Here is a 20,303-nt window from a genome sequence, read left to right as displayed (position 1 = left end):
TTGGCTTCTTTTTTTATAAAAAACGCTTTGGGGGTGGGGGGGGGGGGGGGGTGGGTTCCCCCCCCCCCCCCCCCCCCCCCCCCCCCGCTCCCACAGGGGTGGGGTGGGTGGCGTTTACGCTGCACCGCGTCAGAGCCCCCGCCAGCCCCGGCGGTAGAATCGGCGGGTTCCCCACCCGCATTGGTTCTACCCCGGAGTTTCCATGAGCTCGCAGCCCAAGCACATCCCCGCCAGCAGCACCGACGCGGAGGCGACGCCGTTGCGCTTCGTCACGGCTGCGAGCCTGTTCGATGGCCATGATGCCGCGATCAACATCATGCGCCGCATCATCCAGAGCCAGGGCGCCGAGGTGATCCACCTGGGGCATAACCGCTCGGTGGAAGACGTCGTGCGCGCCGCGCTGCAGGAAGACGCCGATGCCATCGCGCTGTCGTCGTACCAGGGTGGCCACGTCGAATACTTCAAGTACATGGTCGACATGCTGCGCGAGCGCGGCGCGGGCCACGTGCGCGTGTTCGGTGGTGGTGGCGGCACGATCACGCCGGAAGAAATCCGCGAACTCCAGGCCTATGGCGTCGAGCGCATCTATCACCCCAACGATGGCATGAAACTCGGTCTCGTCGAGATGATCGAAGACGTGATGACCCGCACCCGCAGCGCACAGCAGGCGCGCGCGGAAGCGGTCCCGGAAGCCACCTCAATCGAAGACGAAATCTCGATCGGCGGCATGCTCTCGGCCATCGAGGAAGACAGCTTGCCGGCCGCCGAACTCGAGCGCCTGCGCAAGGAATGGAAGCTTGCCGGCGGCAAGACGCCGGTGCTCGGCCTCACCGGTACCGGCGGCGCAGGTAAGTCGTCGGTCGTGGATGAGCTGCTGCTGCGTTTCCTGCATGCGTTCCCGCAGATGCGCATCGCCGTGCTCGCCGTCGACCCGACCCGCCGCCGCAGCGGTGGCGCATTGCTGGGCGATCGCATCCGCATGAACTCGCTGCGCAGCCACCGCGTGTACATGCGCTCCATGGCCACGCGCCGCCAGCACGCCGCGACCTCGGTGGTGCTGCACGATTGCATCGATTTCCTGAAGGCCCAGGCGTACGACCTCGTCATCGTCGAGACCGCCGGTATCGGCCAGAGCGATTCGGAGATCGTCGATCTCGTCGATTTCCCGGTCTACGTGATGACCAGCGAGTACGGCGCCGCCAGCCAGCTCGAGAAGATCGACATGCTCGACTTCGCCGAGCTCGTGGTGCTGAACAAGTTCGACAAGCGCGGCGCCGAAGATGCGCTGCGCGACGTGCGCAAGCAGTGGAAGCGCAACCGCACCGCGTTCAACCTGGCCGACGACAAGGTGCCGGTCTATCCGACCATCGCCAGCCAGTTCAACGACCCGGGCGTCACCTGGATGTTCGACAACCTGTGCCGACTGCTGCGTGAGAAGCTCGCGCTGCCGGGCGAGGGCTGGACGCCGGACCTCGACACCAGCCTGCGCGAGCCGCGTGCCACCGTGCTGATCCCGGGCAGCCGCGTGCGCTATCTGGCTGAGATCGCGGAGCAGGGTCGTGGCGTCAATGCCTCGATCGCGAAGCAGGCCGAAGCGGCCGCCAAGGCCCAGCATTACTACGAATCGCTGAAGGACATCGGCGACGAGAAGCTGCCGCGCGCGTTCGATCTTTATGATCACGAGCAGCTCAGCGTGGAGGGCGATCGCTCGCTTGCCGTGCTTCGCCAGCGCTACAACACCGCCGTGAGCGAACTTTCGAGCGAGGCGATCAACCTGCTGCGCGAGTGGCCGGTGCGCTTCGCTTCCGTCACCGCGGAGTACAACGAGTACACCGTGCGCGACAAGGTGATCCGCGTCGAGAACTACCGCGAGTCGCTCAGCCACCAGAAGATCCCGAAGGTCTCGCCGCCAAAGACGAAGGACTGGGGCGAACAGCTCTCCTTCCTGATGCGTGAGAACCTGCCGGGCTACTACCCGTACACCGGTGGCGTGTTCCCATACCGTCGCGCTGGCGAGGACCCGACCCGCATGTTCGCGGGCGAGGGCACCCCGGAGCGCACCAATCGCCGCTTCCACTACCTGTCGCTGGGCGGCGCCGCCGCGCGCCTCTCCACCGCGTTCGATTCGGTCACGCTGTATGGCGAGGACCCGGCGCCGCGCCCGGATATCTACGGCAAGATCGGTAATTCCGGCGTATCCATCGCCACGCTCGACGACATGAAGAAGCTGTATTCCGGCTTCGACCTTTCCGCGCCGAGCACCTCGGTGTCGATGACGATCAATGGCCCGGCGCCGATCATCCTTGCGATGTTCATGAACACGGCGATCGACCAGAACATCGAGAAGTACCTGAACGAAGAGCCCTCGCGCTGGGAGGCGGTGAACGCCCGCATCGCGCAGCTCTACCCGGATGGCAACCGTCCGCGCTACCACGGCGAGCTGCCGGCCGGTAACGACGGCCTCGGCCTCGGTCTGCTTGGTGTGTCGGGCGAAGAAGTGGTCGATGATGCGACCTACGAGCGGATCAAGACCTACACGCTCGCCACCGTGCGCGGCACGGTGCAGGCCGACATCCTGAAGGAAGACCAGGCGCAGAACACCTGCATCTTCAGCACGGAGTTCGCCCTGCGCATGATGGGCGATATCCAGCAGTACTTCGTCGACCACAAGGTCCGCAATTTCTACTCGGTGTCGATCTCGGGTTACCACATCGCCGAAGCCGGCGCGAACCCGATCAGCCAGTTGGCCTTCACCCTGTCGAACGGCTTCACCATCGTCGAGTACTACCTCGCCCGTGGCATGAAGATCGACGACTTCGCGCCGAACCTGTCGTTCTTCTTCTCGAACGGCATGGACCCGGAGTACACGGTGATCGGCCGCGTTGCCCGCCGTATCTGGGCGCGCGCCATGCGCGAGCGTTACGGTGCCAGCGCGCGCAGCCAGATGCTGAAGTACCACATCCAGACCTCGGGCCGTTCGCTGCACGCGCAGGAAATCCAGTTCAACGACATCCGCACGACGCTGCAGGCGCTGTACGCGCTGTTCGACAACTGCAACAGCCTGCATACCAATGCCTACGACGAGGCGATCACCACGCCGACCGAGGAAAGCGTGCGTCGCGCGGTGGCGATCCAGCTGATCATCAATCGCGAGCTCGGCCTTAACTTCAACGAGAACCCGTGGCAGGGCAGCTTCATCGTCGATGAGCTGACCGACCTGGTCGAAGAAGCGGTGTACAAGGAGTTCGAGGCGATCAGCGAGCGCGGCGGCGTGCTCGGCGCCATGGACACCATGTACCAGCGCGGCAAGATCCAGGAAGAGTCGATGTACTACGAGCACAAGAAGCACGACGGCTCGCTTCCGCTCATCGGCGTCAATACCTTCCTGCCGAAGGACCACGGCGGCGAGATCGCCACCGAGATCGAGCTCATCCGCTCTACGCCGGAAGAGAAGGGCCAGCAGATCGACAACGTCCAGCGCTACGGCAACGCCCGCAACGGCCTTGCCCCCGACAGCCTGCGCACCCTGCAGAACACCGCTCGCGACCGCCGCAACGTCTTCGAACAGCTGATGGACGCCGTCAAGCACAACAGCCTCGGCCAGATCAGCCACGCGCTGTACGACGTGGGTGGCGAATACCGCCGCAACATGTAACCCCAAGGCCCGCCACCCGGCGGGCCTTTTTTTTGTCGTGGCCCTGTGACCCTGTGGGAGCGGGGGGGGGCGCGCGGGGGGGGGCCCCCCCCCCCCCCCCCCCCCCCCGCGCCCCCCCCCCCCCCCCCCGCGGGGCCCCAGTGACGCGCCCCCCCGCCCCCCCGATCACCGCCCCCCCCCCCGGGGGCCATTTTTTTGGGCGGGGCCCTGTCACCGGGGGGGCGCGCGCTGGCGCGCGATCGCGCGCAAGCGCGCTCCCACAGCCATTCAGTCTGACGCGAAGTCGATTCCCTTTACCCCGTGCGCCTTCACAAGGGCTAGCACGCGTGCCACGTCCTCGTACGAAGCTTCATCCCTTGCATGGAGTTCCACGTGCGGGATGCGCGAGGCGTCGTCCATGCCCTGGCTGGCGGCGATGTCGAGCTGCCTGGCGAGCGTGGCATCGCTGACCAGCGTACCGTTAAGGAAGACCATGCCACCGGGATCCACGGTGACCCGTAGAGGATCAGGTAGAAGGTCCGACGACGAATTCGCGGGCAGGTCTACCCGGTTCTTGTGCGCGACGACCGGCGCCGAAATCATGAAGATGATGAGCAGGACCAGCAGCACGTCGACGAGCGGGGTGACGTTGATGCCGGCGATCGGGGACGACTCGACCTTGGTAGAGAAAGCCATACTTCCTCCTGCGTCTGGATGTGGATGAGCCCTGATGCCAGGCGACAAGGGGGATGCCCGGCGACCCGACTATGCCGTGACCGAGGGGACTTCCCGCAAGGGCCCGGGCGGGTGCATGATCCCCGGATGGTCGCGCGATGCAGGCGCGCGCACTCAAGGGGACCATGGGATGGCTGGGAGTGATACGAACGTGCCCTCGGGCGCGAGCGCTGGGGTGGCGTGGCAGCCGCACCGCGTGGTGCTTTCCCTGGGCAAGGGGATCGTCAGGATCAACGCCTTTTGCCTTTCGGCCGTGGCCATGCTCATCCAGGTGGTCATCAGGCCCTGGTTCCCGACATGGTTCGCGACGCTCGGCGTTCTGGGGCTCGCCGTCATCGTTCACGAAGCAGGGCATTACATGGCCGCCAGGATGGGTGGCATGCGGGTTGTCCTGGTGCGGATCGGTCCGCTGCAGATCGCGCCGCGACGACGCGGTTGGAAAGTGCGGTGGAAGCGATCGCCCGGCGCCGCCGCGGGCTCGGTCACGGCCCTGCCGGATCCGGATCAGCCATGGCGCCCTGCGTTCGTGCGTTTCGCGGTGGGTGGCGTCGTCGCCAATCTGCTTCTCGCGGTGCCCTTACTAATCGGCGTTGTCGTGGCACCGTCGACCTACGGGCGCCTGTGGTTCGCCGCCTGCCTCTGCGGAGCGGCATTTCCACTGGTAAACATCGTCCCGTTCCATCGCGGCATGGATTCGGACGGGCTGCTGGCCTGGCGGTGGTGGCGACACCCGCCGACGACGACCCAGCTACTCGCCACGCGCGCGCTGTCGCGCATCATGTGGGGTACGCAGCTCGACGCGTTGGCGCCGGATGAAGCCGCGGCGCTGCGCCGGATGAGCCCGATGCACGCCGTTTGGTGCGATGTGATGGGCGACCTGCTGCGCGGCGACTGGCAGGCCGGTGCCGGCCGCCTCGACGCCTGGCGCGCGGCCATTCCCGACGACAAGCAAGTGCGTTCACTGTTCGCCGAATTCACGGCCCAGGTACGTCGCGAGATTGCCTTCGCAACGGCGATCCATGAGCGCGATGCATCGCTACTACCTGATAAGGCCTCGATGCGCGCCGCGCGTTGGACTACGCCGTCTTTGGCGTCGCGCTGCCGCGCCGTCGTCGCGTGGCTGGACGACGATTTCAACGCGGTGGCCGTGGCAACGATCGATGCCATGGCTCTCGCCGGTGACAGCGCGGACCTCTCGGCCCAGGAAAGCACGCGCCGCATCTGCGCCGCCCTGGCTGCCACGCCGCGAACCCGGACGGATGCGGGATTTGCTGGCCCGGCAGGGCACGGCTGATGAAGCGCACCTGACCCGCTCACCTTGAACCAACCGGCTGATTCGTAGTCCCATGGGGGCTGGATTCACCGGAGTGCCTTGTTTTGAGCAGTCAGTCGTCGGGTTCGAAGTGGTTGGCGGGCGTGTTGGTCGTCGCCATCGTGGGTTTGGGTGGCGTGTTCCTCTACCGCGAGAAACAGGCGCATGACGCCGCGCAGCCGCCCCAGCCGGTCGCGGCCGCGTCGTCGGCGTTGCCCTCGGCGTCCGTCCACGATGCGGCGCTCCCCCAGCATCCGATCAACCCCGCCAGTTCCTCCACGGCATCGTTACCGGCGCTCGACCAGAGCGATGACGAGATCATGGCCGGCCTGCTGGCGCTGACCAGCGATGGCGCGCTCAAGACCCTGCTGCGCCCGGACGCGATCGTGTCGCGCATGGTCTCGACCATCGATGCGCTGCCGAAGCAGACCATCGGCATGAACATCCTGCCCATGCGCACGCCGACCGGCCGTTTCCAGGTCCAGTCCGACGACGGCATATTCGTCGAGTCGAAGAAGAACCTGGAGCGCTACGACACCTACATGTACGTGGCCGACCATGTGAATCCCAAGGCCGCCGCGGCCTGGTACAAGCGCAACTATCCGCTGTTCCAGGCGGCCTACCGCGATCTCGGCACCAATGGCTACTTCAATGATCGGCTGATCGAGGTGATCGACCACCTGCTCGCCGCACCGGAGCCGAAGGGCTCGCTGCAGTTGCTCCCGGAGAAGGTCGGTTACGTGTACGCCAACCCCGCCTACGAGCAGCTCTCGGTGGGGCAGAAGTTCATGATCCGCGTGGGTGCGGACAACGAAGCGAAGCTCAAGGCGAAGCTGCGCGGGCTACGCGAGGCCATTGTTGCTGACGCGCCCCAGGGCGCTAAGTAACATCGTGTGGGAGCGCGCTTGCGCGCGATGGAGTGTGTCGCAACGCCCATCGCGCGCAAGCGCGCTCCCACGGTAGAAGGTCTTATTTCTTAGAAGGATCGCGCACCGGCACGCTGATATTGCACAGGTCGATCTTGCCCGCCGGGCGGGTGTAGAAATCATCCTTGCGGTTTCGCTTGGCATCGACCACCGCCGCGAAGGTCTTGCTATCGGTACGCAGCACCTGGATCGGGGTGCGCTCCGCTTCGGGCACATCGGCGGCGAGGCGGACGCTCTTGATCGTCACGCGCTGCTCGGGCTTGTCGTAGAAGCCCATCGGTTCGCCGCCGCGCGGGTAGGCCGAGAGGATCTCCATGCCCTTGATGACCTTGCCGGCGACGGCGAGGTTGCGGTCGAGGTTGCGCGGGGCCTGGCCGATGATCGCGTAGAGCGAGCTGCCGTTGCCGGTTTCGGCGCCGGTATCGCGGGCCACGCCCACGGTGCCGTAACAGTGGGCGATCCATGCTTCGCCGGCCTTCGGGTCACGGGCGACGGGGAAGCCGTCCGAGAAGCCGACTTCCGGCGCGTACACATCGCCATCGGCCAGCTTGGTGAACGGGTAAGCCTTGCCACCCTTGCGGGTGAATTCCGGCGTCAGGGTTTCCTTCGCCGTGCCGATGCTCTTGGCCTTGGCCTTGTCATCGCCATCCGCATCGCCCCACTGGGTGACGAAGTTGTCCTGCACGCGGATCACCTGCGTGCCATCGAAGTAATGCTCGCGGATCAGCGTGCGGATGTTCGCGGCGTGCGCCGGGGTCCAGTCCTGGGCAAGCTCGATGATGACCCGGCCCTGGGGCAGATCCATGTACACGAGGTTCTGCGGATCGGGCGTGCGCCATTCGGCGGGCGTGGACTTAGCCAGCAGCTCCTTCGGCGTGGGCGACTTCTTCGCCTCATCGGCAAGGGCGGGCAGGGCCACGGCGGCGGCAAGGGCGAGCGCGAGGCAGGTACGTGCGAGCATGGGATCCCCAAAGTTGGTCTGGCTCGCGAAAAGTAGCATGTGGGAGCGCGCTTGCGCGCGAGGGCGGAGCGGCGGTGACTTACAGCACATGTCCCGCCGGCCGGGCTGTTCAAGAGTGTCGACTTCTGGGTGATCGCGCTTGGGGATGGCATGAAGCCACTGCATCTGACCTGTGTTGTCCTGGCCATGGCGATCGCCGCGCCCCCTGCATTGGCGGCCTCGGCGTCATTCGAGTTCCTTCAGAAGCCCGGACCGTTACCCGTCGGATTGAAGGTCGTGGAGCAATCCGACGCATCCCGCACATTCCCGGCAAATGCTGTTGGCGATTCATCGGCGAACCCTGTCGCGCGCCCCATCCAGACCCTGGTGTGGTACCCAGCCCAAAGCCGCTCCGGGGTCGCCATGACAGTTGGGGACTACACGGCATTTGCCGATACGGAAACGCGCTTTCACGCCCCTGACCCGGCCCACAACAAATGGCGCAAGCAACTGCAGGCATCGGCGACGGTCGGTATGTGGGCGACGCGAGATGCTGTTCCTGCGAAGGGGCGGTATCCCGTCGTCATCTACGCCCCAAGCGACTCTTCCATCGCGTGGGAGAACGCCGACCTGTGCGAATACCTTGCAAGCCACGGCTACGTTGTCATCGCAAGCCCATCGATCGGCGCTGGAACGCGCGACATGACCGACGATGTGGACGGAATCAATGCGCAGGCACGCGACATCTCGTTCCTGATCACATTCGCAGCCTCGCTGCCCTATGCGGACAGCAGCGACCTGGCCGTGGCGAGCTGGAGCTGGGGAGGTATTTCCTCGCTTTTCGCGGCGGCTCGCGATCCGCGGATCAAGGCGTTGGCTGAAATGGACGGTAGCATGCGCTACTTCCCGGGCCTCACCGCGCAGGCTGGCGACGTCGATCCCGGGAAGATGCGCATTCCACTGCTGTTCCTGACCTCGGCCTTCCCGAACTGGCTTGAAGACGTTGAGCGGGACACGGACAACCCGCCAGCCACGCGTGTTGGTCCAAGCCCACTCAACTTGTGGACCCACGGCGACCTCTACACAGTGAACATGCTCGGTATGTCGCACGGGGAATTCAGCTCGATGTTCCAGCGACGCAAGACCCCTGAGCGCTTTGCCGAGGACCAGATCGCCGACTATGGCCGGGACGATGCGAACACCGGCCATGCCTGGTCCGCGCGGTATGTCCTCGCCTTCCTCGATGCGTACCTGAGGCACGACCGGGCTGCACAAGCATTCCTGAAAGCGACACCGGCCGAAAACGGCGTGCCCAGGCACTTCATGGCGGTGACGTTCCGTGCAGCCAGGGCGTCACCGCCGCCGTGAATCATGCGAGGCCGATGATGGCCTTGGGCTCGAGGTACGCTTCGAGGCCGATCACGCCGTTCTCGCGGCCGAGGCCGGATTGCTTGAACCCGCCGAAGGGTGCCTTCGGTTCGTGGGTGAGGGTGTTGATCATCACGCGGCCCGAGTCGATCCGGGCTGCCACGCGCGCGCCGCGGGCCAGGTCGCCGGTGGCGATGTAAGCGGAGAGCCCATAGCTCGTGTCGTTGGCGATGGCGATCGCTTCCTCTTCATCGTCGTACGCGATGATCGACAGCACCGGCCCGAAGATTTCGTCGCGCGCGATGGTCATGTCGTTGCGCACATCGGTGAACAGGGTAGGGCGTACCAGCCAGCCACGCGCGTAGCCTTCGGGGCGGCCTTCGCCACCAGCGAGGAGGCGCGCGCCTTCGGCCACACCTTTCGCGATGTACGACTGCACGCGATCCCATTGTTTCTGGCTCACCATCGGGCCGATCGTCGTGTCGGCATGCGCCGGGTCGCCCGACACGCAGGCGTCGACCGCGGTCGTGGCGAGCGCTTCAAACTCGGCCATCCGCGAGCGCGGCACGAGGATACGCGTGCCGGCGACGCAGGCCTGACCGCTGTTCATGAAGCCCGCCTGGATCGCCAGCGGCACGGCGGTGGCGAAGTCCGCATCGTCCAGGATGATCGTCGGCGACTTGCCGCCGAGTTCCAGCGTCGCTCGCTTGATGTCGCACGCGGCCGCGCGGAGGATGCCCTTGCCCACGGCGGTGGAACCGGTGAACGAGATCTTGCGCACGTCCGGGCTGTCGACGATGGCGGCGCCCACGACATCGCCGCGGCCGGTCACGATGTTGAACGCGCCCGCGGGTGCGCCGGCCTCATGCAGTGCCTCCATCACGACGCGCGTCTGCAGCGCGCTCATTTCGCTGGGCTTGATGACGGCCGTGCAGCCGGTGGCGAGCGCAGAGGCAAGCTTGCCGGTGATAAAGCTGGCATTCGCGTTCCATGGCGTGATCAGGCCGACGACGCCGACCGGCTGCATCACGACATGCGCGATGCCCATGGTCCGCTCGAACTCGAAGTGTTCCATCGCATGGATGGCATCGAGGAAGACCTGCGCGGCGTACTGGGCCATCCAGCGCGTCCGCGACACGGGGGCGCCGTATTCCTCGGTGATGGCAGCGAACAGTTCGTTCTCGCGCGCGGCGACGGCGGCGTGCATGCGGCGAAGCAGGGCGGCGCGCTCCGGCAGCGTCGTCCGCGACCACGCGGGCAGGGCGCGCTTCGCCGCGGCGATCGCACGGTGGGCATCGTCTGCGTCGGCCAGGCGCACCGTGCCGATGACGGCCTCGGTGGCCGGATTGAACAGCTCGAAGCGCTCCTCGCCGTGCGGTGTAACAAAGGCGCCATCGACATAGATCTGGTTGAGGTCATACATGGGGCAGGTCTCCAGTGCGGTTCAGTGACCACCCAAGGATGAGGACACCGCATTGACCTGATAAGATGGATAAATCCGAATGCGGTATGAAGCAGGAGCGGACAATGCGTAGCGGTCTGACCGAACTGGAAGCCGTACTGGCGGTGGCCCGGCATGGCAGCTTCCGCGCGGCGGCCGCCGAGCTGGAGATGTCGACCTCGGCCCTCAGCCAGTCGGTCGCGGCCCTGGAGGCCCGGATTGGCACCCGGTTGTTCCATCGGACCACGCGAAGTGTCCGCCTGACCGACGCGGGGAGCCGTTTCGTGGAAGAGGTGGCCCCAGCGGTATCCGGCATCCGCGATGCCATGGCCCGGGCGGGCGAGGATAGCGACGAGCTGGTGGGTTCCCTGCGCCTCAACACGTCGGCGGGCGCCGCCCGGCGACTGATGAAGCCGCTGCTGATCCCCTACATGCAGCGCTTTCCCCGGGTCCAGCTGGAACTGGTGACCGAGGCCCGGATGATCGACATCGTCCGCGACGGCTACGACGCCGGCTTCCGCACCACAGATATCGTGCCCGGCGACATGATCGCCGTGCCGCTAGGCGCGCCGATCAGGCACCTCGTCGTCGGCTCACCGGCGTATTTCGCCACCCACGGTCGCCCGGAGAGCCCGGGGGACCTCTCCGGCCACGTCTCGGTCCGCGCCCGCATGGCCTCCGGCCACATCTACCACTGGGAGTTCGAGCGACACGGCGAAGCCCTTACGGTCGACGTGCCGGGGACGGTCACCCTGGATGAGCCCCACCTGCTGCGCGAGGCGGCCCTGGCGGGTATCGGCCTGGTCTACCTCAGCGAGTACGACGTGGAAGCCGATATCGCCGCGGGTCGCCTGGAAAGCGTGCTGGGCGACTGGACGCCGCCGTTCGACCGCCTGGCCCTCTACTACCCGGGGCGCCGCCATGTCCCGGCCCCGTTGCGCGCCCTGATCGACCTCATCAGGGAATCAGCCTAGGCGCCTGTGCCAAGGGTCATGGCAAACCTTTGCAAGCCCGCAGGCATCCTTTCCGCAGGAATTTTCGCCACGGACCCTGCATGCGCCGCCGCCTCTCGCTGTTCCTCGCCCTGGCCCTCGCCACTTCCGCCGCCCACGCGGAGGTGGTGATCGATGGGCATATCGATCCGGCCGAGTGGCAGGGGGCGCAGCACATCACCGATTTTCGCCAGACCCAGCCGCGCACCGGCAAGCCCGGTTCCCAACCCACCGAGGCGTGGGTGCTGTCGACGCCGAAGGGCCTGGCCGTGGCGATTCGGGTCACCCAGTCGGCGGATATCCCGCGCTCGCGCCAGGCGGCGCGGCGCGATGAAGATGCACTCGTCGATCGCATCAACGTCATGGTCGATTTCGACGGCGACGGCCGCACCGGCTTCGACTTCGAGGTGAAATCGACCGGCGGCATCGCGGACGAGGTCATCACCAATGAATCCGACTTCAGCTACGACTGGGATGGCATCTGGGACCACGCGGTCTCCGAGGACGCCAACGGCTACAGCGTGGAAGTGCTGATCCCGTGGTACGTGGCGCAGATGCGCAAGCCCGAGGGCGATACGCGCACGATCGGCCTCTACATCGACCGCGTGATAGGCAGCACCGGCGAGCGGATGGCGTGGCCTGCGGTGAGCTTCGACCAGGGGCGTTTCCTGTCGGTCTTCAACAAGGTGCAGCTGCCGGCCTACAACCAGACCCTGTTCGCGGTAACGCCGTACGTAGTCGGCAAGGTCGAGCACGGCCACGGTGGCGCGTCGTTCCAGGAGGGCGCCGACATCCTCTGGAAGCCGAACGGCCAGACCCAGCTCACGGCGACGATCAATCCCGACTTCGGCCAGGTGGAAAGCGACGACCTCGTCGTGAACTTCTCGCCGGAAGAAACCTTCTTCACCGACAAGCGCCCGTTCTTCACCGAGAACCAGGGCATCTTCGATTTCAGCCTGCTCGATGATTACTCGCAGCTGGTCTACACGCGCCGCGTCGGTGGCGAAGCCGACGATGGCCACGGCCCCGCCGACATCTCCGCCGCGGTGAAGGTCAACGGCAGCGTGGGCCAGACCAGCTACGGCATCCTCACCGCGCAGGAGAAGGGCGACGCGGGCCGGAGCTTCGGTGCCATCCGCCTGCTGCGCAGCGTGGATACGCAGAGCTTCGGCATGCTCGCGACGCGGGTGAACCATCCCTACGAAGACCGCGACGCCAACGTCCTCGGCCTCGATCACCGCTGGCAGCCCAACGAAGCGTTCAACATCACCAGCAATATCGTCGGCAGCAAGATCGACCAGCCGCAGGCGAACAGCTCGGGCCTGGGCGCCACCAGCATCGCGTATTGGCAGATGAACGATACGTGGGCCCAGCAATGGCTGGGGATGTATTTCGGCCGCCGCCTCGACATCAACGACTTTGGTTACCTGCCGCGCAACAACATGGCGTACTTCCATTGGGAAGTGCGCCAGCGCGTGACCAGCATGCCGGCGGATTCCGCGTACAGCTCGCTGTTGTGGCGCTACCGGCTCTCGGGCATCGACAACACCCAGGGCGTGAACGTGCAGCGGCGCTACCGCGTCCAGCTGAACGCGAATCGCCGGGATGGCAGCATGGAACTGTGGCGCTTCGACGGCTTCACCGCGTCGTACGACGACCTGCTTACCCGCGGCGGCAACGCCGTGCACAACCCGCCCACTGCGAAGCTGCAGTACGAGCGCACCCGGCCGCGCATCGGCCGCTGGAGCTGGGAAGCTGAGGGGTACATCAGTGGCAATGAACTCACCGGCTACCATCGCCTCGGCTACTACTTCAAGTTCGTGCCGACGTACTTCATCACCGATGCCTTCAGCATCTTCGCCGGCGCAAGCTACGAGTGGGACCCAAACTGGCTGATCTGGCAGCACGACAACCTGGTGGGCTCGTTCGATGGCCGTACCGTGGGCATCGACAGCGGCGTGAACTGGAACTTCGGCAACCGCCAGGAGCTGCGCGTGAAGCTGCAGACCCTGGCCGTCGGTGCGAAGCTGCGCGGTGCCTACGAGATCGACCGCGCCGGCCGTGCCATCCCGAGCAACGAGCCAGTCGATGGCCTGGGCGTCGCCAACCTCGGGTTCCAGGTGCGTTACCGTTACGAGATCGCGCCGCTGTCCAACCTCTATATCGTCTACAACCGCGGCGGCTATGAGCAGGACACGAACGACGAAGTCGATTCGCAGTTCCGTCACGGCTTCTCGCTCAAGGATGTGAACGAGGGGCTGGTGAAAGTGGCGTATCGCCTCGAATTCTGAACCGCCTCCGCCAAATCTTCACGCGCGACGTGGCATTCCTTCACCCAGCCCGGTGAAGGAGATGCACGTCGTGCCTTTGGCCAATCCCGTTCCCGGTCGCCATATCAGCGATCACGGCATCGTCGGCGACCTGGATACCGCGGCGCTCGTGGCGACCGACGGCACCGTGGATTTCATGTGCTGGCCGCACCTGGATAGCCCCACGATCTTCGCGGCGTTACTCGATCCGGAGAAGGGCGGCGAGTTCAGCGTCGTGCCCGCGCTGGATGACGCGCGCCTGATGCAGCTCTACGTCCCCGAGACCAACGTGCTGATCACCCGTTGGTTGTCCGAAACGGGCAGCGTGGAGCTCACCGATTTCATGCCGCATCCCGAGGCGAACGTGCGCGTGCCGCGCGCACTGGTCCGTTGCGTGCGGGTCAATCGGGGCCGGGTCGACCTGCGTGTCTGCTGCCGTCCGCGCTTCCATTACGCGCGCGACGTGCCCGAGGTCGAAGAGTACGGCGGCACGGCCGTGTTCCATGCGGGCAAGCACTCCCTGCGCCTCGCTGCCACGGTCGCGTTGGAGATGGGGGACGGCGAGGCGGCGGCGCGTTTCACGCTGGGCCCTGGCGAGTGCGCCTGGTTCGTGCTCGGCCACGAGGAGCACGATCCGCTGACGGCGGAAGAGTGTGAGGCCGCGTACGCCGCCACGGCCGACGCCTGGCGACGCTGGACCCGCCGCTCCAACTATCGCGGCCGCTGGCGCGAGCGGGTCGACCGATCGGCGCTGGTCCTCAAGCTGCTCACCTCGCACAAGCACGGGTCGATCGCGGCGGCCGCCACGTTCGGCCTGCCCGAAGCGACCGGGGCGGAGCGTAACTGGGATTACCGCGCCACGTGGATGCGCGACGCGTCGTTCACCGTCTACGCCTTCATGCGCCTTGGCTTCATCGATGAAGCCGAGCACTTCCGCCAGTGGACAGAAGACCGGCTGGCGGAACTCGACAAGCACACCGCGCTGCGCATCATGTACTCGCTGGATGGCAGCGAGGCGCGCGAAGAGTCCACGCTGGACCACCTCGCCGGCTATGCCGGCTCGAAGCCCGTGCGCATCGGCAACGCGGCGCGTACGCAGACCCAGCTCGACATCTACGGCGAGCTGATGGATAGCCTGTACCTTGCGAACAAGTACGGCACGGCCTCCAGCCACGCGGGCTGGGCGCACGTGCGGCGCATGGTGGACCACGTGTCGCGCCACTGGCGCGATGCCGATGAAGGCATCTGGGAGATCCGCGACAAGCCGCGCCACTTCCTGCACTCGCGACTCATGTGCTGGGTGGCGCTGGACAGGGCCTTCCGGCTTGCGGCGAAGCGTTCGCTGCCCGGGCCTATCGTCGAGTGGGCCGCTGAGCGCGACCGCATCGCCGAGGATATCTGGACGAATTTCCGCCACCCGGACAAAGGCTATTTCGTGCAGACCGAGGGCGGCACTGACCTGGACGCCTCACTGCTGATGATGCCGCTGGTCCGCTTCGTTTCGGCGACGGATCCCGTCTGGCTGGCGACGCTCGATGCGATCCGCGACCAGCTCACCGACGACGGACTGGTCTTCCGCTATCGCAACGCCGATGGTCTCGAGGGAGGCGAGGGTGCGTTTACGACCTGCACGTTCTGGTATGTGGAATGCCTGGCGCGTGCCGGCCGTTTGCATGAGGCGCGGGAGATCATGGCCAGGGGCGTGCTCTATTCGAACCACCTGGGGTTGTTCTCCGAGGAACTGAGCCTGCGCGGCGATCAGCTCGGCAACTTCCCGCAGGCGCTGACCCACCTGGCGTTCATCAGCGCGGCGTATTACCTCGACCGTCAGTTGTCGGATCCGGGTGGGCAGACCTGGCAGCCTTGAGGGACGGCATCGCGCGCAAGCGCGCTCCCACAAGAGCGGTGGCGCATCGCCTGTGGGAGCGCGCTTGCGCGCGATGCTCACACAAGCTGCAGATCGCGTGGCTTCGCGCCCGGGAAAACGGTGCCCACATCACCATCCGACAACCCATACATCCGCTTCATCAGCCCACCCAGCACGTCCCGGTAATTGTTGAGCACCGGGTAATCCCGGTTCTGCAACAGGCTGCCCGCATCGATCGCCACCTGCTCTCCGGCGACGCGCCCGCCACGCACCTTCCCGCCCAGCACCCAGTACGTCGTGCCGTGGCCATGGTCCGTGCCCTTGTTCCCGTTCTCGCGGAAGGTGCGGCCGAATTCGGAAACGACGACCACCACGGTGTTGTTCCACTCCGCCTCACCCAGCCCATCGGCGAAGGCGCTGAGGCCTTGCGAAAGGTTGTTGAGGTTGTTGGCCAGCAGGCCATCCGCACCGCCCTGGTTGACGTGCGTATCCCAGCCGCCCACATCGACGAAGCCCAGGCGGAAGCGGTCCTTCATCAGGGTCGCCATGCGCTGCCCCTGCTGGGCAAACCCGCGCGCGTTCACCGCGCCGCGGCTGGCGGCGACCATTTCCGTCTGCAGGTCCTGCGCGACCTGCTGGCGCAGTTGCAGGCCATCGGTGGCGGCCGCCTGGAGCGGCGTGCCTTCGTACATGCTGGCCAGGATCTTCGACTGGCGGTCGTCGAACACCGCCTTGCCGTTACCCTTCAGCGAGATGTTCGGGACATCGCCCGTGCCGCGGAACGACAGGGGCAGGGCGTCGGTGAAAGCGATCGGTGGTACGCCACGCAGCACGCCACTCAGCCGGCCCATGAAACCCGACGCATACTGGCGCGCGTCGCCCGGCTCGCCCGCCTCGATGTTGTCCTGCGTTTCGAAGTGGCTGCGCGAAAGGTCGTCCGTGCCTGCGAACGGGATGAACGCGAGCTGCTTCTTGTCCCACAGCGGCCCCATGGTCTGCGCCACGGCCGGTGTGAGTGCCCAATGTGCGTCCAGCGCGCGAACCGACTTCGGGTCGCCAGGCGTGGGCCTGGCGAGCGCGATGTTGGGGCGTGACTCGTAATAGAAATCGCTCGCGTAAGGCACGAGCAGGTTGTTCGCATCGTAGCCGCCGCGCAGGAACACGAGCAGGAAGCGCGGCGACGTGGCTGGCGCGGCGAACACCTTGCCGCCCAGGGTCAGGGCGGGCACGGTCGCGGCGAGCGCAAGGAGGAACTGGCGGCGGTCCATGGCGGAACCTCAGCGGTAGTTGAATTCGGGTGAGGCGAGCAGGAAGGTGTTCCATTCCTGTTGCGACGTAGCCTGCGACAGCGCACCGCGCGTCTTCGGCCCGAGCGTGGGCTCGATCGTGGCGTAGTAGGTCGGCGTGGTGAGCTGCGGGAAGCCACCGACGCTGCGCGTACCGGCTTCATCGAGGTCGAAAAGATGGTTGGCGCCGCTGCCGATCGCGCGCGCGATCTCGAAGCGCTTTGCCACCTGGCCCGAACTCGACCACTCCGAGTCCGTCATGGGCCAGCCATCGGGCGTGATCCGGCCGAACGGCGCCTGGCCAAGCTGGTTGATCCAGTTCACCAGCGGGCGCGGGTTCTCCACCGGCTTGCCGTCGTAAGCGAGTCGCATGGTCGAGACGAGGAACTGGGTGGGATCCTTGTAGCGCTTGCCGAGCGACGCCGTGAACTCCTTCGACGTGAGCATGGTTTCCATCACCTCGGCGATATCGCCATCGCTGCGGCGGAAGGTCTTCGCCATGGCGGCGATGAGCGACGGCGGCGGGTTGTCCGAGACGAAGTACTTCGCCAGTTTGGTCGAAATGAACGTCGCACACGCCGGCTGGCTGACGATCAGGTCGACCGCCTTCTCCACCTCGTCGAACCCACCGCCCTTGATGGTCTTGCCGAGCAGCACCTGGTCGCCGAAATCGTGGCGGTTCGGGTTGAACTCGAAGGGGCCTTCCTGGACGTAGTAGGACCTGAGATCAGGACGCATCTTGCGCGGCTGGCCATCGAAGTTCACGCCGACGCCGGTGAGCACGCGGGCAAGGCTTTGCACGTCAGCCTGTGAGTAACCGCTGTTCACGCCCAGCGTGTGGAGCTCCATGAGTTCGCGCGCGTAGTTCTCGTTCACCTTGTCACGCGCGTTCTGCGCGTTGTCCAGGTATTCGAGCATGGCCGGGCTCTTCAACGTGGCCATGACGAGATCGCGGAACTTACCCAGCGCGTTCGGTCGTATCGTGTTCTGTGCGTAATCGGCCACCAGCCAGCGCACGCGTCCCTTGTTCTGGAAGACGCTGAAGTGGTTCAGCCAGAACCACACCAGCTGCTCGCGCAGTTGGTTTTCATCGTAGACTGCGCGCAGGAGTTCGGCCGCCTGGGCCTGTTGCGCGTACTGGTTACCCTGCTTCTGCAGGGCCTTGCGGGCCTCCTGCTTCGCATCGCCATCGGGCATGTCCTTGATGTCGCGGTACTGGTCACGTACCTGAGCCAGCAAGGTGCCTGTCGGCGTCTTCATGACATCGAAGCCGGCGATCTGCGCGGCGATCGGCTGGGGCAGGCCGTCGGCCCTGGGGTGGAGCTGCGCGTCCAGGAAGCGGCGCCGGCCGAGTTCGCGGTAGCTGGCCACGGTGGCGCTATCTACGCCGAACGTGACGCGATCGAGCCACGCGGCGTCTTCCTGCGAAAGCGGCTTGTCGGCGGCGCTGGCGGGCGGGGCCGCCACTGCCAGGCAGAGCAGCGTGGCCAGGGTGGCCGTGAAGATCGAACGCATCCGGTTCTCCGTTCGAGGCGGGATGACCTTCAAACGGGGTAGGACGGATCGGGTTTACCGCGGATGTTGGCTCGGGTTCACACTTTGGGCTTTCGTGTGCGGGTTATCGCGCGCAAGCGCGCTCCCACGGGGCGTGCGGGGCTTCCGGGTTCAGATCTCGTTTTCGTCGGGGTAGACGAACTCGATGGCGGCCTCGCGGGTGCCGGCGGTTTCCTCCGCCACTTCACGCACGCGCTCGCCGACCTTGTCGTTGGGTACTTCCACCTCGACCGTGTAGGTGCGTGAGCCCACGTCGTCGGAGAGCTCGCTGGAGCTCGAATCGTCGCGCACGCCCATCATCAGGTCGTCGATTTCCTCGACATATTCGATCCGGTCCAGGCCGTGGATCGCGGTGATGACATCGTCGAAAACGTCGCGGTCGCCGGTGATGCGAAGCTGGATGCGGGGCATGGGTATCTCCTGTGCGATGGAGCAAAGATGCGGCCGTGCGCGTGTGCTGGAAGTGTACGCCCGGTACGATGCGTGTTTTCGGCGGAACGCGCACGATGCCCAAGACCTACGACCAGGCCTATTTCGACAAGTGGTACCGCAGCGCGGACCACGCCGTGCGCTCGACCGCCGAGCTCACCCGCAAGGTCAGCATGGTGCTGGGCCAGGCCGAGTTCTATCTTGGACGCCCCGTCCGCAACGTGCTGGATATCGGGTGCGGCGAAGCCCCCTGGCGGGCCGTGCTGCGCCGCTTGCGGCCCGGCATCGAGTACCGCGGGCTGGAGGCCAGCGAATACGCGGTGGCCCGCTATGGCCGCTCGCGCAACATCGGCTATGCGCGGTTCGGCCAGCTCGCCGAACTGCGCTTCGAGACCCGCTTCGACCTGATCGTCTGCACCGATGTGCTGCACTACCTCAAGCCGGCCGAGATCCGCGCCGGCCTCACCGGCATCGGCGAGATGGCCGAAGGCCTGGTCTTCCTCGAGGTGTACACCCGGGAAGATGACCCGGACGGCGACCGCGAAGCTTTCTTCGGCCGCAGCGCAAGCTGGTACCGGGGGGAGTTCGACAAGGTCGGCCTGATCCCGGTGGGTTCGCAGTGCTACGCGAGCCCGCGGCTGGACCGCATGGTCGCTTCGCTCGAGCGGCTCTAGCTGAACCAGGCCATGGTGGCCAGGCTGTTGTTGGCCACGTGGCATGCATAAGCGGGCCAGATCGAACGGCTGCGGACGCGTAGCCACGCGCAGAACGCGCCGACCAGCACCAGGTTGGGCACCGCGTACCACAGGCCGCCGAGGTCGGGCAGGTGGGCGATGCCGAAGACGAGCGAGGACGCGGCGATCGCCCAGCCATCGCCGAAGCGCGTGCGCAGCAAGGCCAGCAGGGCGCCGCGGAACAGCACTTCCTCCACGAGGGGGCCGACCAGGATGGCCACGGGGAGCAAGGCTATGCGGAGGCCGACATGCGCGTTGTCGGCGAGCGTGGAGACGGCCTGGCTGACCTCGTGGTCGCCGGCGAGGAGCTGGGTGAGCAGGCCGCCCGCCAGCGGCGCCACGATGCCGAGGACGCTCCCGAAGAGGATCTGCCAGCCGTCCGGCTGGGTGAAGCCGATGCCCGCCGGACCGCCGTCGCGGAGCAGGGGCCCCCAGCGCCGGGTCACCAGGGCGAGGGTGATGGCCGCGGCGCCGGCCAGGGTGAGGATGACGACGATGACCAGCCGGTCCGCTTCGACCGGGACGGCGTTGGGGAAGGCTCGCGCCAGGGTCTGCGACAGGAGGCCGAGGCCGCCGCCCAGCCCGAACTGCAGGGCGAAATACGCCAGCAGGATGAGAATTGTCTCCACCCAGCCCGGCCCCGGCCGGCTTGGGGGGCTCTCGGGCAGCGTGTTGGCGGGGACGGGGGGAAATGCGGGATCGTTAGCCATGTGCCAACGTAGCCGAGCCCGTTCCGCCTGCGCAACGATGGCTTCCGGCACAGACCTTCACATTTG

General features: G+C 66.2%; 15 protein-coding genes. 8 read left to right on the top strand and 7 right to left on the bottom strand.

The genetic code is table 11. The features are described from left to right. Positions 1–202 precede the first annotated feature (202 nt). Positions 203–3,655 (top strand): methylmalonyl-CoA mutase family protein, encoded by a 3,453-nt coding sequence (locus tag ACZ6YI_RS00260; protein WP_465776936.1) that lies wholly within the window; start codon positions 203–205, stop codon positions 3,653–3,655. A gap of 267 nt (positions 3,656–3,922) precedes the next feature. Here ACZ6YI_RS00260 and ACZ6YI_RS00255 read toward each other — a convergent pair whose 3' ends face one another. Continuing rightward, the gene (locus ACZ6YI_RS00255) at positions 3,923–4,330 is read right to left on the bottom strand and encodes an ExbD/TolR family protein (protein WP_465776935.1); all 408 of its coding nucleotides are present in this window, start codon (positions 4,328–4,330) and stop codon (positions 3,923–3,925) included. 34 nt (positions 4,331–4,364) lie between these two features. Here ACZ6YI_RS00255 and ACZ6YI_RS00250 point away from each other — a divergent pair, with 34 nt between their 5' ends. Continuing rightward, positions 4,365–5,663, top strand: a complete 1,299-nt coding sequence (locus ACZ6YI_RS00250; RefSeq protein WP_465776934.1) for a site-2 protease family protein — start codon at positions 4,365–4,367, stop codon at positions 5,661–5,663. An 83-nt stretch (positions 5,664–5,746) separates the two neighbouring features. Next, on the top strand, positions 5,747–6,568 hold the full coding sequence (locus ACZ6YI_RS00245; RefSeq protein ID WP_465776933.1) for a DUF3014 domain-containing protein: 822 nt from the start codon (positions 5,747–5,749) through the stop codon (positions 6,566–6,568). An 82-nt stretch (positions 6,569–6,650) separates the two neighbouring features. On the opposite strand, the gene ACZ6YI_RS00240 is transcribed toward ACZ6YI_RS00245, so the two are convergent. Continuing rightward, positions 6,651–7,568: a peptidylprolyl isomerase gene (locus ACZ6YI_RS00240; RefSeq protein WP_465776932.1), complete on the bottom strand. Its 918-nt coding sequence runs from the start codon at positions 7,566–7,568 to the stop codon at positions 6,651–6,653. A gap of 150 nt (positions 7,569–7,718) precedes the next feature. Here ACZ6YI_RS00240 and ACZ6YI_RS00235 point away from each other — a divergent pair, with 150 nt between their 5' ends. Beyond that, positions 7,719–8,915 carry an alpha/beta hydrolase gene (locus ACZ6YI_RS00235; RefSeq protein ID WP_465776931.1) on the top strand — a complete coding sequence of 399 codons (1,197 nt, stop codon included), beginning with the start codon at positions 7,719–7,721 and terminating at the stop codon, positions 8,913–8,915. 1 nt (position 8,916) lies between these two features. Here ACZ6YI_RS00235 and ACZ6YI_RS00230 read toward each other — a convergent pair whose 3' ends face one another. Further along, entirely contained in the window at positions 8,917–10,338 is a 1,422-nt protein-coding gene (locus ACZ6YI_RS00230; RefSeq protein ID WP_465776930.1) for an aldehyde dehydrogenase family protein, read from the bottom strand. Positions 10,339–10,442: 104 nt separating this feature from the next. Here ACZ6YI_RS00230 and ACZ6YI_RS00225 point away from each other — a divergent pair, with 104 nt between their 5' ends. The 3 genes from ACZ6YI_RS00225 (at position 10,443) to ACZ6YI_RS00215 (ending at position 15,524) form a co-directional block, all read left to right on the top strand. After that, positions 10,443–11,330: a LysR family transcriptional regulator gene (locus ACZ6YI_RS00225; protein ID WP_465776929.1), complete on the top strand. Its 888-nt coding sequence runs from the start codon at positions 10,443–10,445 to the stop codon at positions 11,328–11,330. A gap of 80 nt (positions 11,331–11,410) precedes the next feature. After that, positions 11,411–13,639 (top strand): DUF5916 domain-containing protein, encoded by a 2,229-nt coding sequence (locus tag ACZ6YI_RS00220; protein WP_465776928.1) that lies wholly within the window; start codon positions 11,411–11,413, stop codon positions 13,637–13,639. Positions 13,640–13,709: 70 nt separating this feature from the next. Then, complete coding sequence (locus tag ACZ6YI_RS00215) at positions 13,710–15,524, top strand: glycoside hydrolase family 15 protein (protein WP_465776927.1); 1,815 nt, start codon at positions 13,710–13,712, stop codon at positions 15,522–15,524. Positions 15,525–15,601: 77 nt separating this feature from the next. Here the strand turns inward: ACZ6YI_RS00215 and ACZ6YI_RS00210 are convergent, their stop codons facing one another. From ACZ6YI_RS00210 to ACZ6YI_RS00200, 3 genes are all read right to left on the bottom strand, one after another. Further along, positions 15,602–16,792 (bottom strand): DUF1501 domain-containing protein, encoded by a 1,191-nt coding sequence (locus tag ACZ6YI_RS00210; protein ID WP_465776926.1) that lies wholly within the window; start codon positions 16,790–16,792, stop codon positions 15,602–15,604. Between the two features lie 9 nt (positions 16,793–16,801). Beyond that, positions 16,802–18,325 carry a DUF1800 domain-containing protein gene (locus ACZ6YI_RS00205; RefSeq protein ID WP_465776925.1) on the bottom strand — a complete coding sequence of 508 codons (1,524 nt, stop codon included), beginning with the start codon at positions 18,323–18,325 and terminating at the stop codon, positions 16,802–16,804. A gap of 150 nt (positions 18,326–18,475) precedes the next feature. Further along, a complete protein-coding gene (locus ACZ6YI_RS00200) occupies positions 18,476–18,775 on the bottom strand; it encodes a hypothetical protein (RefSeq protein ID WP_440328472.1) in 300 nt (99 codons plus the stop codon). Between the two features lie 95 nt (positions 18,776–18,870). Here ACZ6YI_RS00200 and ACZ6YI_RS00195 point away from each other — a divergent pair, with 95 nt between their 5' ends. Continuing rightward, positions 18,871–19,467, top strand: coding sequence for a class I SAM-dependent DNA methyltransferase (locus ACZ6YI_RS00195; RefSeq protein ID WP_465776924.1), 597 nt, complete (start codon positions 18,871–18,873; stop codon positions 19,465–19,467). Here ACZ6YI_RS00195 and ACZ6YI_RS00190 read toward each other — a convergent pair. Next, the gene (locus ACZ6YI_RS00190) at positions 19,464–20,156 is read right to left on the bottom strand and encodes a lysostaphin resistance A-like protein (RefSeq protein WP_465776923.1); all 693 of its coding nucleotides are present in this window, start codon (positions 20,154–20,156) and stop codon (positions 19,464–19,466) included. The genes ACZ6YI_RS00195 and ACZ6YI_RS00190 overlap by 4 nt on opposite strands. Positions 20,157–20,303 lie beyond the last annotated feature (147 nt).

Source organism: Luteibacter sp. NPDC104163, from assembly GCF_055584245.1.
Note: the sequence above shows the minus strand (reverse complement) of the source record. Positions and strands in the feature narration are given on the sequence as shown.